We start from the raw sequence: 14,814 nt of genomic DNA on the forward strand, positions 1-14,814 counted from the left end.
CTAAGATGCTATGTTTCGCAAGCTATCCATAAAACCCGTCCTCTTGACCAGCTTGTTGTTGGCGGTGCTTTTTGTGCTCAACAACTGCAAAAAGGACGATGACATCGCCAGTGGACTGGTACAACTCAACAGTTTTGGGCCTTCGCCCGCATTGCGTGGTGGTGAATTGCACTTCATTGGCGTAAACCTGGATAAGGTCAGCGCCATTGTGCTGCCCAATAATGTAGAGGTAACGACCTTCAAAACGAAAACTTCGGAATCGATTGTGATCGATGTGCCCAAGGCAGCTGTGGCTGGTAAGGTCACCCTCAAAACGCCAAGTGGGGACATTACCTCCAAATCCTTGTTGACCATTTCCGAGCCGATCGCCATCACCAGCTTTAGCCCCGCTAAATTGCGGCCAGGCGCAACAGTGACCATCGAAGGGACTTACCTGAACCTGATCAAGGAAGTCATTTTTAGCAATAAAAAATCGGTTACAGTTTTTAAAAGCCAAAGCGAAACCAAGCTGGAAGTGGTGGTCCCTGCCGATGCCCAAAGCGGCTTGTTTGTCATTTCCAATGGCATGGCTGACCCAATTTTGATTGAATCGGCTACTGCTCTGGAAGTTACTACTCCGGTGGTGAGCGGCATTGCACCTAGCCCAGTAAAAGCGGGGGCAAGCATGACCATCACAGGAACCGATCTGGATTTGACCAAGGAGATCACTTTCCCTGGTGGCACCAAAGTCAGTACTTTTGAAAGCAAAGAGGCTGGGAAAATTGTGGTAAAAGTGCCCGCCAATAGCCAGGATGGTGCCATTAAACTCGGCATGGCCTCCCTGGTCGAAGTGAGCAGTACCCCAACAGTGACCATGTTGTCGCCGACCGTCAGCAGCATTGCGCCCAATCCAGCCAAAACTGGTGGACTCATCACCGTGAAAGGAAAAGACCTGGATTTGGTGACGTCCGTCACTTTTGGTGGCAACAAAACGGGTACCATCCAATCGGAGCGCAGCGAGAGCGAAATCCAGGTGCGTGTACCTGCGGATGCAAGGGTAGGCACAATCAGCTTCGGTGCCGCCTCCAACAAATCAGTGACTTCGACTGAGGCCCTGAACCTGGTTAAACCCAGCATTTCGTCCATTACACCTGGGGATATTCAGGTCAGCAAGGAATTGACCATCAGTGGCAGTGACCTTGATATTGTGGCTAAGGTGAAATTCAGTGGCGGCAAAGAAGTGGACGTAAAAAATGCTACGGCTAGTCAAATCAAAGTGATTGTACCCGTGGGAACTGCTTCTGGTGCCATTACCCTGGTCGCCAACAATGGCGATGAAGTGGCTTCTACTCAAGAACTCAACATCCTGGCTTCTACTTCTTCGGTGATCACCAAAATGCCAACTACCGCCAAACCTGGCCAAAAAATCCGCATTGAGGGAGAAAACCTGGATGAAATCAGCGAGGTGATTTTCCCTGGTGAAATAGCAGCAACGATGTTTGGGGCCAAATCCAATACCATTATTGAAGTTGTTGTGCCCATCAAGACCAAAAACGGGATTGGTAAAATCAAATTCATCACCACCAAAGGCGAAACCATCGAGTCTCCCGAAATCAACTTCCAGGGTATCGATCCGGTGGCCGATTTGAGTTTGGTGTTTTTCAACTTTGACGGCCTGGATCGCTGGTGGGGCGACGCCGGAGTGAATGAAAATGACCCCAACCTCAGTGTGGACGGTAGCAAATATTTCCGCGTCAACCAAAGCTGCAATGGCTGGACGGGCTTTTTCTGGCGCAATGGGGCCAATAATTTCCCCGGTAGCACCATTGGAACGAACATCAGTGGCTATGTGTTGAAGTTTGACGTTAATGTGCTTGCTCCCATCACGGGTGGGGAATTTGCCTGGCGCTTGAAAGGTTCCGAAGGGGATTTCTGGTACCGCTGGAAGCCTTGGGAAGCCACAGGCTCCTACAAAACCGACGGTTGGATTACGGTGACGGTTCCAATTACCGCCTTCTCTGATGGCAGCAAAGGGATTGTGAACCTGGCTTCCATTACGGAGGATTTCGGTGTGGCGTTCAACGCGGGCAGCTCTGCGGTGAATGTATGTATTGACAATGTACGCTTCGAGAAGAAGTAAAGATATCTATTTTAGAGTGTTCTATTGTTGAGAGGCTGGCCGGGGTAATCTGGTCAGCCTTTTTTGATTGTTAACGCAATTGGTCTATTTCTATCCCATTGATCCTTCTAGAATCTAGTTGTTTATCTTCTCTGATGCCAGTCTCCTTGCACATCCCATTCCCTTTCCCCATATTTACCCAATTGATGGACCTCGTCCTAACCAAAAATCAGTTAAACTCGTACACATGAGGCTTATTGCTTTACTCATTCTTTGTGGCTTTTGGGGCAGTTTATCTGCTCAAAAAACCTACTCCACTTTCCCTCAACTGACTGCCCGCATTAAGGATCTGGCCAGTAAAAATGCCAGCATGGCCTCGGTCAGTTCAGCGGGCAAAAGTGCAGGGGGCAAAGACCTTTGGCTACTCACCCTTTCACAAGGCAATCCGAGCAGTAAACCAGCATTATTGCTGGTAGCTGGCCTCGATGGCAGTCATCCTGCTGGCACCGAAACGCTGTTGTTGATGGCTGAAAAAATGCTGACCAACTCTAGTGACCAGGTCAAAGATTTGCTCAGCAAAAAGACCCTTTACATCATGGCCTGTGCCAATCCCGATGCCTGGGATCAGGGCAAAAGTAAATTTGAACGCTCGGGGAATGCCACTTCCAGTGACGAAGACCGCGATGGCCGCATCAACGAAGACCCATCCGAAGACCTCAATGCCGATGGCTTGATCACCCAAATGCGGGTGGAAGATCCCACTGGCACTTTGATTCCCGGCAAAAGTGATCCACGCATTTTGCTCAAAGCCGATCCCACCAAAGGTGAAGTAGGCAAATACCTGCTGCTCAGCGAAGGTACCGACAATGACAAGGACAACAACTGGAATGAAGACGGCGAAGGCGGCGTCAATATCAATAAAAACTTCACCTTCAACTATCCTTATTTTGAAAAAGAATCTGGCGTTTACGCCGCTTCGGAAGCAGAAACCAAGGCCGTTTTGGAAGTGTTGTACCGCAACCTCAACATCTTTGGCGTAATCGTATTTGGCCCTGAGAACAACCTTTCAACCGCCACCAAATACGATGCAGCCAAAGCCCGCAACCGCATCGTAACTGGGCCCCTGGAAAAAGACGCCGCAGTAGGCGAGTACGTTTCCAAAATGTACAATACCGCTACAGGTTTAAAAAATGCGCCAGCCATGCCCTTGGGCAAAGGAAGTCTGGTCCAAACCGCTTACTACCACGCCGGCCGTTTCGGCTTTGGCACCCCGGGCTGGTGGCCACAAATGCCGCCCCAGGATTCTTCACAAAAACAAAAAGCACCAGCCGCAGGAGCCTTAAGCCCCGATGAAATTTTCTTCAAATGGGCTGACGCCGAAAAAGTAGCCGTTTTTGCCGATTGGAAGGAAATCAAACACCCAGATTTCCCAGGTAAAAAAGTGGAAGTTGGAGGTTTGTTGCCCTATGCACGTTGGAACCCACCGGTTTCATACCTCGATGATGTTGCTCAAAAACACAATAAATTTGTATTGGATTTGGCGGCAGCCATGCCCAGCCTGGATATTGTCAACAGCAAAGTGGAGCCCCTATCCGCTGGTGTGAACCGCATCACGGTGCAAGTGATCAACAAAGGATTTCTGCCCACTTTTGCTGACCTGGGTAATCGGGTCAAGTACGTATCCAAAGTGCGGACTACCTTGAATAATAGTGCTACCCAAACCATCCTTTCGGGCAAAAAAATGAACCTGCAAGCTTCAATGGGCGCTGGCGAATTTGTGGAATACACCTGGTTGGTAAATGGTACGGGTAAAATCTCCGTCACCGTCACCTGTCCTACCGCAGGCAGCAAAACTGTAGAATTCACCCTCAATTAATCATCCTCTTAGAAGTTTCACACTATGAATAAATTATTGTTTTTCTTCTGTTTGTTGGGTGTTACTGCTTTCGCGCAAACCCAACCCAACATCAGCCCTGCCGACCTCAATGGCATGCGCGCAGTCGGTTCACCCGCCGATCCCAAGGTCAAGGAGGAATGGCGGAAGTACCACGACTACGCTCAAATCTCCGATTTTTGCCAGCGCATGGTTAAGGCCCACCCCGATTTGGTCAAATTGCAATCCATTGGCAAGTCCTTTCAAGGCCGTGAGATGTGGTTGATGACCATCACCGATTTCAAATCCGGCATCCCCGATCGCAAGCCAGGTTTTTACATCGACGGCAATATTCACGGCAACGAGATCCAGGGGGGCGAAATCGCCATGTACACCGCTTGGTACCTGGCCGAGAATTTTTACACCATGCCTTTCATCCGCGAGTTGCTGCGCGACCGGGTTTTTTACATCATCCCTTCCATCAACCTGGATGGCCGTGAAAACTTCATCCACAACCCCAACACTGCCAGCAGCTCCCGTTCCGGAATGATGCCCCTGGACGACGACGACGATGGCGTGATCGATGAAGACAAACTCGACGACCTGGATGGCGACGGCAACATCGTGACCATGCGCCGCAAAAACCCGCTCGGCCGTTGGAAAGTGGACCCCACCTACCCTACCCGTATGGTACCTGCACGCACTGACGAAGCGGGTGAATACGATTTATTGGGATCTGAAGGCCTCGACAACGATGGCGACGGACAAGTGAACGAAGACAACTGGGGTACCTACGACCCTAACCGCGACTGGGCCTGGAACTGGCAACCCAATTACGTACAAGGTGGCGCCTTGTTTTACCCCGGCACCTTGCCAGAAACCCGCAACATCAAAAGTTTTGTCCTGGCTCACCCCAATATTGCCGGTGCCCAAAGTTACCACAACAATGGGGGGATGTTTCTACGTGGCCCCGGAGCTGCCGAGGACGATCCTTTTTACAGCCAAAGTGATATTGCGGTATACGATGTGATTGGTAAAATTGGGGAAAAAATTGTCCCTGGGTACAAGTATTTCATCATCCACAAGGACTTGTACACGGTATATGGTGGCGAGATCGACTGGTTTGCGCTGACTCGTGGGGTGTTTACCTTCAGCAACGAATTGATGACTTCCTTCAAATTGTTCAACCAACAGCCCAATGCGCAACAAAACCGCTTCCAAAACCAGGATTACGAAGAGTTTGACAAATACCTATTGATGGGTGATGGTTATGTTCAATGGAAACCGTTCAAACACCCACAGTTTGGTGATGTTGAAATTGGTGGCCCTAAAAAGAACTACCTGCGCAACCACCCGGGCTTTTTGCTGGAAGAAGACGCTCACCGCAACATGTCTTTTACCCTCTTGCATGCCTACCAAATGCCCCAACTGGAGGTATTCAGCATCAAGAAGAAGCCACTTGGCAACAACCTGACCGAGATCACCGCCACAGTGTACAACAGTCGCATCATGCCTACCCACTCGGCGCATGACCTGAAGTACAAAATTGAACGGCCAGATTACATCACTTTGAAAAATGCGACGGTGGTAGCGGGGATGATCGTTGAAAACGAAGATTTCAACCAGACCAAAGAACAGAAATACACCCCTCAAACGATCGAAGTGCCCAATATCCCGGGGATGGGATTTGTAAAAGTGCGCTGGATTGTGAGTGGGAAAGCAGATAAGGTAACGGTGGAGGTGGATAGCCGCAAAGGTGGCTTGATCACTAAAACCGAATAACGACCTGAAGTGACTCTTAGGTGCCTTAAGTTTCTTAGGTGGTAAAAAATTGCTTATTCACCACCTAAGAAACTTAAGGCACCTAAGACACACCTAAGAAAGCATCAGCAAAAGCATTTCGCTTTGGCCATGAAGCCATCCAGCATGGTTTTCACCTCCGTCCAAACTTTCTGATCAATGCAATAACAAACCCGCACCCCTTCTACCTCACCTTTAATCAGGCCAACTTTTTTCAGTTCGTTCAGGTGTTGGGACACAGTAGACTGCGAAAGTGGGATGGCGTGTACAATATCGCCACACACGCAGCCCTGCACCTGCAACAAATACTCCAGAATGGCGATCCTGGCTGGATGTGCTACGGCCCGAAACAAGTCGGCCAGGCGGTTTTGTTCAGCAGTAAAAAGATCAGCTTTGGTTAAGCCCATATGTTTTAATTTTCTGACTCAGGAGCCAATTGGACGGTAAGCCCTTCCAGCTCATCGTTCAAATGCAATTGGCAACCCAAGCGGGAATTGTCTTTCACAAAAAAGGCCTGATCCAGGATGTTTTCTTCATCTTCACTCATCTCAGGCAAGTCGTGATCGCTCAGTACATATACGTGGCAAGTTGAGCACAAGGCCATCCCTCCACAAGTTCCTTTTACTGGTAATTCATAGGCTTTACACAGTTCCATGAGGTTCATGTTCATGTCTGTTGGGCCTTCCAGTTCGTGTTTTACCCCGTCCCGATCGAGCAGGGTAATGTTGATCATGTTGTCCATAGTAGCAATTCGTGCTGTTTGGGTTGATAAGTGTGTATTTGTAGTGCAAACCAGAATTCCAAATACACACTCAAAAACAGTTTAAGTCTTAAAAAAGTTACACCGGTTTTTCAGGCAGAATCAACGCGACTTCATCCCCAAGCTTGATGCTTCCGCCTTTGATCACCCTGGCCGTAATGCCGCCATGCCCGCGCATCGCGTTGTAGCCGCCTGGTCCCAGGTTTTCTTCCATCCTTTGACAGGGAAAACACTTGCCTGTCATTTCCAATACGGCTTCACCGATGCGAAATTGTTGGTCTTTTAAGGCCAGCAAATTAATTCCTGACACCACAATGTTCCGCCGAGTCAATTGAGGATCGATGGGTTCTCGCCCCAAAATCGCGCCTGCGGCGACCAGATGCTCCGCCTGAATCAAGGTCACCTGGCGTTTGCCATTTTGGCCTGCATAACGATCACCAGTCAACCCATTTTCGGTTTGGGCTTCTACGGATTCTACTGGCACGAGGGTCGCGCGCGAGGCAGGCCGCAAGCCAATCCATTCCACTTTGCCAATTTGTGGTAGAGAGTGAATGAGTTCCTGGATGATCATTGGGAAATTGGGTTTGGGTGAAAAACGCTGCAAAATACAAAAGCTGTGGGATTTTGTAATAGGAGAACTTGTGAGTAAGTTTGAAGGCATAAAACCTTATCCAATGCTTCTTTTCTTTTTTTTAATGAATTGGTTTAGGGCGGTTCCTGTTGCACTAACTGCTAATACCAGTGTTCCCAGTAATTTTACAGTAGCTACTTCATCCGATACCTTGATCCCTTTCCAGAAATATAACGTTTGGGGCTATACCGATTTTAAAGGCAAAACAATCATCAATCCACAATTTGAATCAGCAACTCCATTTACACAGAATATTGCAGTAGTCAGAAAAGATTCCTACCTCGGCTACATCAATAAGCGTGGGGAATTCATAATTCCGCCACAGTTCCGGGAAGCATTGCCTTTTCATCAAGGAGTTGCGTGGGTAAGTAAAGATCAACGGACTTGGGCTTTAATCAATACAAAGGGACAATACATTCATCCTTTTCAATTTCGGTTAATTCATAATTTCTCAAAAGGGCTTGCATTGGTTCGTCAGGATAGATTTGGATTTATGAATACATCTGGAAAGTTCGTCATTCAGCCCGAGTATGATGATGCCAAACCATTTCAAGAAGGATTGGCTTGCGTGCAAAAAAGCGGGAAATATGGTTACATTGACTCCGCTGGAAAAGTGATCATTCCTTTTGAATTTGACCATGCAAACTCCTTTCAGGGAGAACTGGCTCTAGTTAGAAAAGGTGGTCTTCATGGTTTTATTAACCGAACTGGTCGTTATGTCATTGAACCCCAATTCATTTCAGCGACTTCATTTGAAGGTGATTTGGCGAGAGTTGAAGTAAACGGGAAATGGGGCTATATAAATAAAACAGGTAAATTAGTCATTGGTGCTCAATACAATGATGTTCGAAAATTTGAAAATGGCTTTGCTTTTGTAAAACCTGACAAACAATGGGGAGTGATCAATCTATCCGGGCAGTTTATTGTACCACCACAATTTGACAGGCTTTTTGATTTTTCCAATCAATTCTTACGTGTCCAACAAGAAAAAAAATGGGGCTTAATCGACAAGCGAGGGAAATTTGTGCTTTCAACTATCTATGATTCAATTGGTATGCTTAACCACAATTTAGCCATTATTTCAATGAACAAATTGTGTGGAGTAGTGGATACCACGGGGCAAATTTTAATTCAACCACAGTTTGAAAGCATTCAACAATTTTATGATGAGCATTTGGTTTTTAAATCAAAAGATAAATGGGGTTTAATCACCTCGAACGGGAAAATCCTTTTCAAACCAGAATTTGATGCGATTGGTGCAGTAAATGACAGTGTTCTCTTATTTCAAGTCAATGAACTTTGTGGTTTGATCCATCTATCTGGGCGCATTATTTTAGCAGCTCAATTTGATGAACCACCTTTTTTTACAAATGAAGTTGCCTTAGTCAAAAGAGATAACCAATGGGGTTTAATCAACTTAGCTGGTCAGTTTTTGCATGAGGCCCAATTTACGGAAGCAGTACCATTTTTGGGGAATATCTGCTTGGTCAAAAAAGCAGACAAATGGGGGGTGATCAACAAATCCGGACGATTCCTGTTCCAGCCTCAATTTGATGCAGTCGGCCACTTCTCCGAAGGAATGATCGATTTCAGACAAAATGGCAAAGTAGGATTTCTTGACCTTGAAGGCCAGGTGAGAATCCAACCTCAATTCGAATCCGTCTATAATTTTGAATCAGGTTCAGCTTTGGTACGCAAAGCCAGTAAATGGGGGCTAATCAACCAACAAGGCGAATTTTTAATCAACCCAATTTTTGAGGATGTTAAAAACTTCGAAGAGGGAGTTGCTAAAATAAAACAAAACGGAAAATGGGGCTTGCTTGACACCTATGGAAAATTCCTTATTGCGCCTCAATTCGACGAAATGGGCAATCTTTACGAGAAATTAATTCTTGTAAAAGCCAGCGGGAAATTTGGTTTTATCCACAAAACCGGAAAAATAATAACGCCTCCTCAATTTGAAGAAGCAAAATCCTTTTTTCTCACTGGAATTACTGAGGTTAAACTAAACGGAAAATGGGGCTATCTAAAAGAATCTGGAGAATACCTATTCCCGCCTCAGTTTGAAGAGGTTGAACCATTTGACTTTTCAGGGATTACCCGGGCTAAAAAAGATGGTAAATGGATCAAAGTTGACCAAAGTGGCAAATTTCTGGATGAATCTAAGTTTGAAAAAGTTAGCGACTTTGTATTGGGAATAGCAGCAGCGCAAAAAGACGGGAAATGGGGTTTCATTAATAAAAAAGAGGAATTCATTATCCCTCCTCAATTTGAAGAAGTTGACATGTTTACGTACACCCAAACCGAAGCCAATGTCAAAAAGGACGGTAAGTGGGGTCGCATCAACAAAAATGGAGAATTCACCATCCCTCCTCAATTTGATCGGCGCATGAGGTTCAGCGACAGTATTTCGAGTGTCCTCCTGAATGGAAAATGGGGTGCCATTCATCAAAAAGGTTCGATAATTATTGAGCCTCAATTTGAAAAAGACTTTGGATTTTCAAATGGCATTGCCATTGTTCAAAAAAATGGGAAATCAGGTTGTATTAAGCTTGATGGGAAGCTGGTTCTGCCTCTGGTTTATGACATAGTCAATTGGAGTGGTGAAAACAATATCCTGACTATACTCAAAGGTAGAAGAGGTATGTATTTTACTAAAGAAGGGAGTCTGCTCAATTGCGATTTTGAAGAAATCCGACAATTTAAAGACAAATGGGTATTGGTCAAAAAAGAAGGAAAATGGGGATGTGTAGATAAAAGCGGCCAGGTAATGATTCCATTAATCTATGATTCGATGGAACCCTTCGACTTCGAAAACAAAGCCCTCGTCCAAAAAGGCACCGAACGCTACTACATCAATCGAGAAGGGAAAAAGATAGCAACGAAGTGAGGTAAAATAAAAAAGCCGGACGACATTACATCATCCGGCTTTACTTCGTAGCGGCGGCAGGACTTGAACCTACGACCTTCGGGTTATGAGCCCGACGAGCTACCAACTGCTCCACGCCGCGCTGTTTAGGACTGCAAATATAAAGCAGGCTTTTGGATTAAACAACCCTTTTTGCAAATAAAAACTATTTTCTTTGCGTCTACCTGCTATTTTTTGCTTCAAAAAGCTGAACAACAGGGCTTTGGTTTTTGAAAAAAACTTTCAGGCTTTAAGTCAACCGGAATAATTCCCCTGCTGTTGAATACTGGACTGGAAAACAGGTTTAATTTTGTGTGCAAGTTTAGACGGTCTCAACCTTCTCAACTTCCTCAAGCTTCTCAACCAGATTAGTCCTTTCCAAACCATTAATATGAAAGAAGTATTCATCGTTTCGGCCGTTCGTACCCCAATGGGTAGTTTTGGCGGCGTACTCGCTGGTTTTAGCGCCACCCAATTGGGTAGCATCGCCATCAAAGGTGCACTCGCCAAAGCCGGAGTTGCCCCCGGTCAAGTCCAAGAAGTGCTGATGGGCAACGTCTGCTCCGCCAATCTGGGCCAAGCCCCTGCCCGCCAGGCGTCCAGAGGTGCCGGCATCCCCGACAATGTACCTTGTACCACCATCAATAAAGTATGCGCTTCCGGCATGAAATCCATCATGTACGGGGCCCAATCCATCATGCTGGGTTACACCGACCTGGTGGTAGCGGGCGGAATGGAAAGCATGAGCAACATCCCCTACTACGTGCCTTCCGCACGTTGGGGCAGTAAATACGGCAACATGGAACTCGTAGACGGACTTGCCAAAGACGGCCTCACCGATGCCTACGACCACCAGGCCATGGGCACTTGTGGTGACGCTACTGCAGCCAAGTTCAACATTTCTCGGGAAGCTCAAGACGAATTTGCCATCCGCTCCTATACCCTGGCCGCAGAAGCAACCCAAAACGGTTGGTTCAAAAACGAAATAGTGCCAGTGAGCATCCCTCAACGCATGGGCGACGCCATCGACCTGGTAGAAGACGAAGAATACAAAAAAGTAGATTTCAGCAAAATACCCACCCTCCGCCCGGCCTTCAGCAAAACCGGAACCGTCACCGCAGCCAACGCTAGTACCCTGAATGATGGCGCAGCTGCACTGATTTTGGCCAGCAAAGAAATGGTGGAAAAACTGGGACTTACGCCCATTGCCAAAATCCTTGCTTTTGCCGACGCTGAGCAGGAGCCACAATGGTTCACCACTACCCCAACCATTGCTGCTCCTTTGGCAATGAAACGGGCTGGCATCAGCACCAGCGATGTCGATTTTTTTGAGGTCAACGAGGCGTTCGCCGTGGTGCCGATGGCCTTCAATCAGGTTTTGGGCATCGAGGAGGCGAAGGTCAATATATTTGGTGGTGCTTGTGCTTTGGGGCATCCACTCGGAGCCTCTGGTGCCCGTATCGTTACAACGCTGACCAATGTATTGAACCAAAAAGAAGCCAAAATTGGTTTGGCGGCCATCTGTAATGGTGGTGGTGGTGCTTCGGCCATGGTTATTGAACGGGTCTAAGGTTACTTCCCAAGGTGCGCTTAGGTGTCTAAGGTGTTTCAATAAAAACTCTTGCGCGCAAGCGTGAAGAGGCTATTTTTCTTACCACCTTAGACACCTAAGCGCATCTAAGATATTACCTCAGCCGTTTTATGCTTTTTCAGGGATAAAAAACCTCAAAATTCATTGATTCTTATTACTTTTCATTGGCAGTAAACCACAACACCTTTAACTTTTGCCAATGAAAAAAACATCAGATCGCCGCGCATTCATCCGCAACATTGGTATCGGCACCCTGGGTGCTACCCTCCCACTCAACGTAAGCAAAGCGGAGGAAATCAGGTTGCGAGAAAATGAACAAACCAACGTTGAGGTTGAACAACCATCCAAACGCCTCCGCCCCTACAATTCCCCTTACACTGGTGAATACTTGAATCAAGTCGCCTTTCCAATTGGGGGCATCGGGGCCGGTATGTTTTGTTTGGAAGGAACCGGGGCGATTTCCCACATGTCGATCAAAAACAAACCCGATATTTTTAGCGTACCCAATATTTTTGCAGCTATTTCCGTCAAAGGATTGCCCAATGGCGCCAAAGTGCTCGAAGGCCCTCCACCCAATTGGAAAAAATTTGGGCAACGCGATGCTGGCAATGGCGCGACCGGAGCGACTACGGGTTTGCCCCATTTTCGCCAGGCCACTTGCAGCATTCGCTTTCCCTTTTCACACATTGACCTCGCCGACAAAGACCTACCGCTGAAAGTACGCCTCACCGGTTGGAGCCCCTTTATTCCCACCGACGAAAACAACTCCAGCCTGCCCATTGGTGCACTGGAATACAGTTTTAAAAATCTGGGTGAAAAAACCCTTGAGGCCATTTTTTCCATCAATTCCCCCAATTTTTTAAAAGTCAATGGAGGAAACAACCTGATCCGCCCGCTGAAAAATGGATTTATCCTAAGCGAAGAAGGCACTAAAGAGGATCCCTTGCGCAGTGATTTTGCCTTTTTCACCGAAGAAGACAACACCATCGTTGACCATTGCTGGTTTCGCGGCGGCTGGTGGGATCCCCTCACGATGGCCTGGAATACAGTCAAAAATGCGGAAACCAAGGCAGTGGCTCCCGTAGAAAAAGCCGCACCAGGTGCTTCACTTTACGTACCCTTCAGCTTGGCAAAAGGTCAGGAAAAAACCATCAAGGTGTTCGTGGCCTGGTATACACCCGACTCCAAACAAACCCACGGCGCATTGGGCATTCGCAAGGAAAACTGCGATCCTGAATCCGGCTGTTGCAACTCTCCTGGTGATATTGGTTTGGACAAATACGACCAGGATTTTGCTGGACAATATTTCAAACCCTGGTACAGCAGTCAGTTCAAAAACATTGAAGAAGTAGCTGCTTTTTGGCAAAATCAATACCCCGAGCTGCGCAAAAACACCTTGCTTTTTACTGATGCGTTTTACAAAAGCACCCTGCCGCTCGAAGTCATCGAAGCAGTAGCAGCCAACCTGACCATCCTCAAATCCCCCACCGTGATGCGGCAATACGATGGCCGTTTGTGGAATTTTGAAGGTTGTGGGGATTCCTGGGGTTGTTGTCACGGCTCATGTACCCACGTGTGGAACTACGCTCAAGCCATGGCCCACTTATTCCCGGCTCTGGAACGCAGCTTACGCAATACGGAATTTTGTGAAAGCCAGGACGACAAGGGGCACCAAAACTTCCGCACCCGTTTGCCGATTACGCCCAACACCCACGAATTCCATGCTGCTGCCGATGGCCAATTGGGTGGCATCATGAAAGTGCACCGCGAGTGGCGCATCAGTGGCGACGATACCTGGCTCAAAAAGATTTACCCCATGGTGAAAAAGAGCCTGGATTATTGCATCAGTACCTGGGATCCGAAAGAAAAAGGAGTACTCGAAGAACCCCACCACAATACCTACGACATTGAATTTTGGGGCGCGGATGGCATGCACAGCAGCTTTTATCTCGGGGCCTTGAATGCACTCATTGCCATGGGTAGCTACCTCAAAAAGGACATGGCCCGCTACAAGTCCATTCTGGAAAAAGGCAAAAAAGAAATGGAAACCCGCCTCTACGATGGAGAGTTTTTCATCCAGGACATTCAGTTTAAAGGTTTGGCCGCCGAAGACCCAACCAAAGCCCAGAGTTTTGGTGGTGAATACTCCAAAGAGGCCAAGGAGTTATTGGTAAAAGAAGGCCCAAAATACCAATACGGCAAAGGTTGTCTTTCCGATGGTGTACTGGGTTCCTGGATCGCGCTGATGTGCGGCTTGAACGATGTGGTGGATCAAGTCAAAATCAAAAGCCACCTCAAAGCCGTGCACAAATACAACTTGAAACAAAACCTGAGCGAACATGCCAATCCCCAACGCCCCTCCTTTGCGTTTGGTGACGACGGCGGTTTGTTACTTTGTTCCTGGCCCAAGGGCGGCAAGCTCTCTCTACCATTTGTATACAGCGATGAAGTATGGACGGGCATTGAACACCAGGTTGCATCCCACTTGATGTTGGTCGGCAATGTAGCTGAGGGTCTAGAAATCCTGCAAGTCAGCCGCAACCGTTACGATGGGCGTATCCGCAACCCCTTTAACGAATACGAATGTGGCCACTGGTACGGCCGGGCTTTGTCCAGTTATGGCTACTTGCAGGCGCTTACCGGAGTACGTTACGATGCAGTGGACAAAACCTTGTATGTCGATTCCAAAATTGGGGATTTCACTTCCTTCCTGTCAACGGAAACTGGATTTGGCACAGTTAGCTTGAAAGCAGGAAAGGTAACGGTACAGGCGGTTTATGGCAAAATCGACGTTCAAAAAACCGTAGTTAAAGCAAAAACCAGCTGATGCAAATCGAGAATAATCGGGTGGTTTTTATCCGCTATTTGATGAAAAATCAGGCCGGAGATATCCTGGAAGATACGCTGAGTCGTGACCCAATCGGGTTTTTACAAGGCTCAGCGGCCATTCACCCCGATTTGCAAAAGCAACTGAATGGGTTCAAAGTTGGCGATAAACCTCGCGTATCTTTAACCCTCTCCGCACATGAAGACTTTGTTTTTGAAGTCATCATCGATGCGGTGCGTGAGGCTACCGAGGCGGAAATTATGCTGGGGTATCCTTTGCAGGTGCCGCCGAAATGTGAGGAGGATTGTGATTGTTATGAGGTATAA

The 14,814-nt window shown here is 47.3% G+C and carries 10 protein-coding genes and 1 tRNA gene; 7 read left to right on the top strand and 4 right to left on the bottom strand.

The features are described 5' to 3' along the window. Positions 1 to 10: 10 nt before the first annotated feature. The 3 genes from ACO08K_RS03725 to ACO08K_RS03735 all read left to right on the top strand — a co-directional run bounded on the left by ACO08K_RS03725 (position 11) and on the right by ACO08K_RS03735 (position 5,753). A complete protein-coding gene (locus tag ACO08K_RS03725) occupies positions 11 to 2,119 on the top strand; it encodes a glycan-binding surface protein (RefSeq protein ID WP_421795055.1) in 2,109 nt (702 codons plus the stop codon). Between the two features lie 226 nt (positions 2,120 to 2,345). Beyond that, positions 2,346 to 3,974, top strand: coding sequence for a M14 family metallopeptidase (locus ACO08K_RS03730; protein ID WP_421795057.1), 1,629 nt, complete (start codon positions 2,346 to 2,348; stop codon positions 3,972 to 3,974). 24 nt (positions 3,975 to 3,998) lie between these two features. Further along, positions 3,999 to 5,753, top strand: coding sequence for a M14 family metallopeptidase (locus ACO08K_RS03735; protein ID WP_421795058.1), 1,755 nt, complete (start codon positions 3,999 to 4,001; stop codon positions 5,751 to 5,753). Between the two features lie 104 nt (positions 5,754 to 5,857). Here the strand turns inward: ACO08K_RS03735 and ACO08K_RS03740 are convergent, their stop codons facing one another. From ACO08K_RS03740 to ACO08K_RS03750, 3 genes are all read right to left on the bottom strand, one after another. Further along, positions 5,858 to 6,178 (bottom strand): ArsR/SmtB family transcription factor, encoded by a 321-nt coding sequence (locus ACO08K_RS03740; RefSeq protein ID WP_421795059.1) that lies wholly within the window; start codon positions 6,176 to 6,178, stop codon positions 5,858 to 5,860. A gap of 5 nt (positions 6,179 to 6,183) precedes the next feature. Continuing rightward, complete coding sequence (locus tag ACO08K_RS03745) at positions 6,184 to 6,513, bottom strand: 2Fe-2S iron-sulfur cluster-binding protein (RefSeq protein ID WP_421795060.1); 330 nt, start codon at positions 6,511 to 6,513, stop codon at positions 6,184 to 6,186. Between the two features lie 97 nt (positions 6,514 to 6,610). Beyond that, positions 6,611 to 7,102, bottom strand: coding sequence for an MOSC domain-containing protein (locus ACO08K_RS03750; protein ID WP_421795061.1), 492 nt, complete (start codon positions 7,100 to 7,102; stop codon positions 6,611 to 6,613). On the opposite strand from ACO08K_RS03750, the gene ACO08K_RS03755 reads away from it, so the two are divergent. Further along, complete coding sequence (locus tag ACO08K_RS03755; protein ID WP_421795062.1) at positions 7,095 to 10,052, top strand: WG repeat-containing protein; 2,958 nt, start codon at positions 7,095 to 7,097, stop codon at positions 10,050 to 10,052. The two genes, ACO08K_RS03750 and ACO08K_RS03755, sit on opposite strands and share 8 nt — an antisense overlap. Positions 10,053 to 10,100: 48 nt before the next feature. Here ACO08K_RS03755 and ACO08K_RS03760 read toward each other — a convergent pair. Continuing rightward, a tRNA-Met gene (locus ACO08K_RS03760) sits at positions 10,101 to 10,173 on the bottom strand. Positions 10,174 to 10,461: 288 nt separating this feature from the next. On the opposite strand from ACO08K_RS03760, the gene ACO08K_RS03765 reads away from it, so the two are divergent. The 3 genes from ACO08K_RS03765 (at position 10,462) to ACO08K_RS03775 (ending at position 14,814) form a co-directional block, all read left to right on the top strand. Then, a complete protein-coding gene (locus ACO08K_RS03765) occupies positions 10,462 to 11,640 on the top strand; it encodes an acetyl-CoA C-acyltransferase (RefSeq protein WP_421795063.1) in 1,179 nt (392 codons plus the stop codon). A 220-nt stretch (positions 11,641 to 11,860) separates the two neighbouring features. Then, positions 11,861 to 14,488, top strand: coding sequence for a GH116 family glycosyl hydrolase (locus ACO08K_RS03770; protein ID WP_421795064.1), 2,628 nt, complete (start codon positions 11,861 to 11,863; stop codon positions 14,486 to 14,488). After that, positions 14,488 to 14,814 (top strand): hypothetical protein, encoded by a 327-nt coding sequence (locus tag ACO08K_RS03775; protein ID WP_421795065.1) that lies wholly within the window; start codon positions 14,488 to 14,490, stop codon positions 14,812 to 14,814. Before ACO08K_RS03770 ends, ACO08K_RS03775 begins: the two co-directional genes overlap by 1 nt.

The organism is Haliscomenobacter sp., from assembly GCF_965225875.1.
In the GTDB taxonomy this organism is placed as follows: Bacteria; Bacteroidota; Bacteroidia; order Chitinophagales; family Saprospiraceae; genus Haliscomenobacter.

What these genes read in the sequence shown, in the direction of transcription:
- ACO08K_RS03725 (WP_421795055.1), top strand. Translation starts at nt 11, where the DNA reads ATGTTTCGCAAGCTATCCATAAAACCCGTCCTCTTGACCAGCTTGTTG.
- ACO08K_RS03730 (WP_421795057.1), top strand. Translation starts at nt 2,346, where the DNA reads ATGAGGCTTATTGCTTTACTCATTCTTTGTGGCTTTTGGGGCAGTTTA.
- ACO08K_RS03735 (WP_421795058.1), top strand. Translation starts at nt 3,999, where the DNA reads ATGAATAAATTATTGTTTTTCTTCTGTTTGTTGGGTGTTACTGCTTTC.
- ACO08K_RS03740 (WP_421795059.1), bottom strand. Translation starts at nt 6,178, where the DNA reads ATGGGCTTAACCAAAGCTGATCTTTTTACTGCTGAACAAAACCGCCTG.
- ACO08K_RS03745 (WP_421795060.1), bottom strand. Translation starts at nt 6,513, where the DNA reads ATGGACAACATGATCAACATTACCCTGCTCGATCGGGACGGGGTAAAA.
- ACO08K_RS03755 (WP_421795062.1), top strand. Translation starts at nt 7,095, where the DNA reads ATGATCATTGGGAAATTGGGTTTGGGTGAAAAACGCTGCAAAATACAA.
- ACO08K_RS03750 (WP_421795061.1), bottom strand. Translation starts at nt 7,102, where the DNA reads ATGATCATCCAGGAACTCATTCACTCTCTACCACAAATTGGCAAAGTG.
- ACO08K_RS03765 (WP_421795063.1), top strand. Translation starts at nt 10,462, where the DNA reads ATGAAAGAAGTATTCATCGTTTCGGCCGTTCGTACCCCAATGGGTAGT.
- ACO08K_RS03770 (WP_421795064.1), top strand. Translation starts at nt 11,861, where the DNA reads ATGAAAAAAACATCAGATCGCCGCGCATTCATCCGCAACATTGGTATC.
- ACO08K_RS03775 (WP_421795065.1), top strand. Translation starts at nt 14,488, where the DNA reads ATGCAAATCGAGAATAATCGGGTGGTTTTTATCCGCTATTTGATGAAA.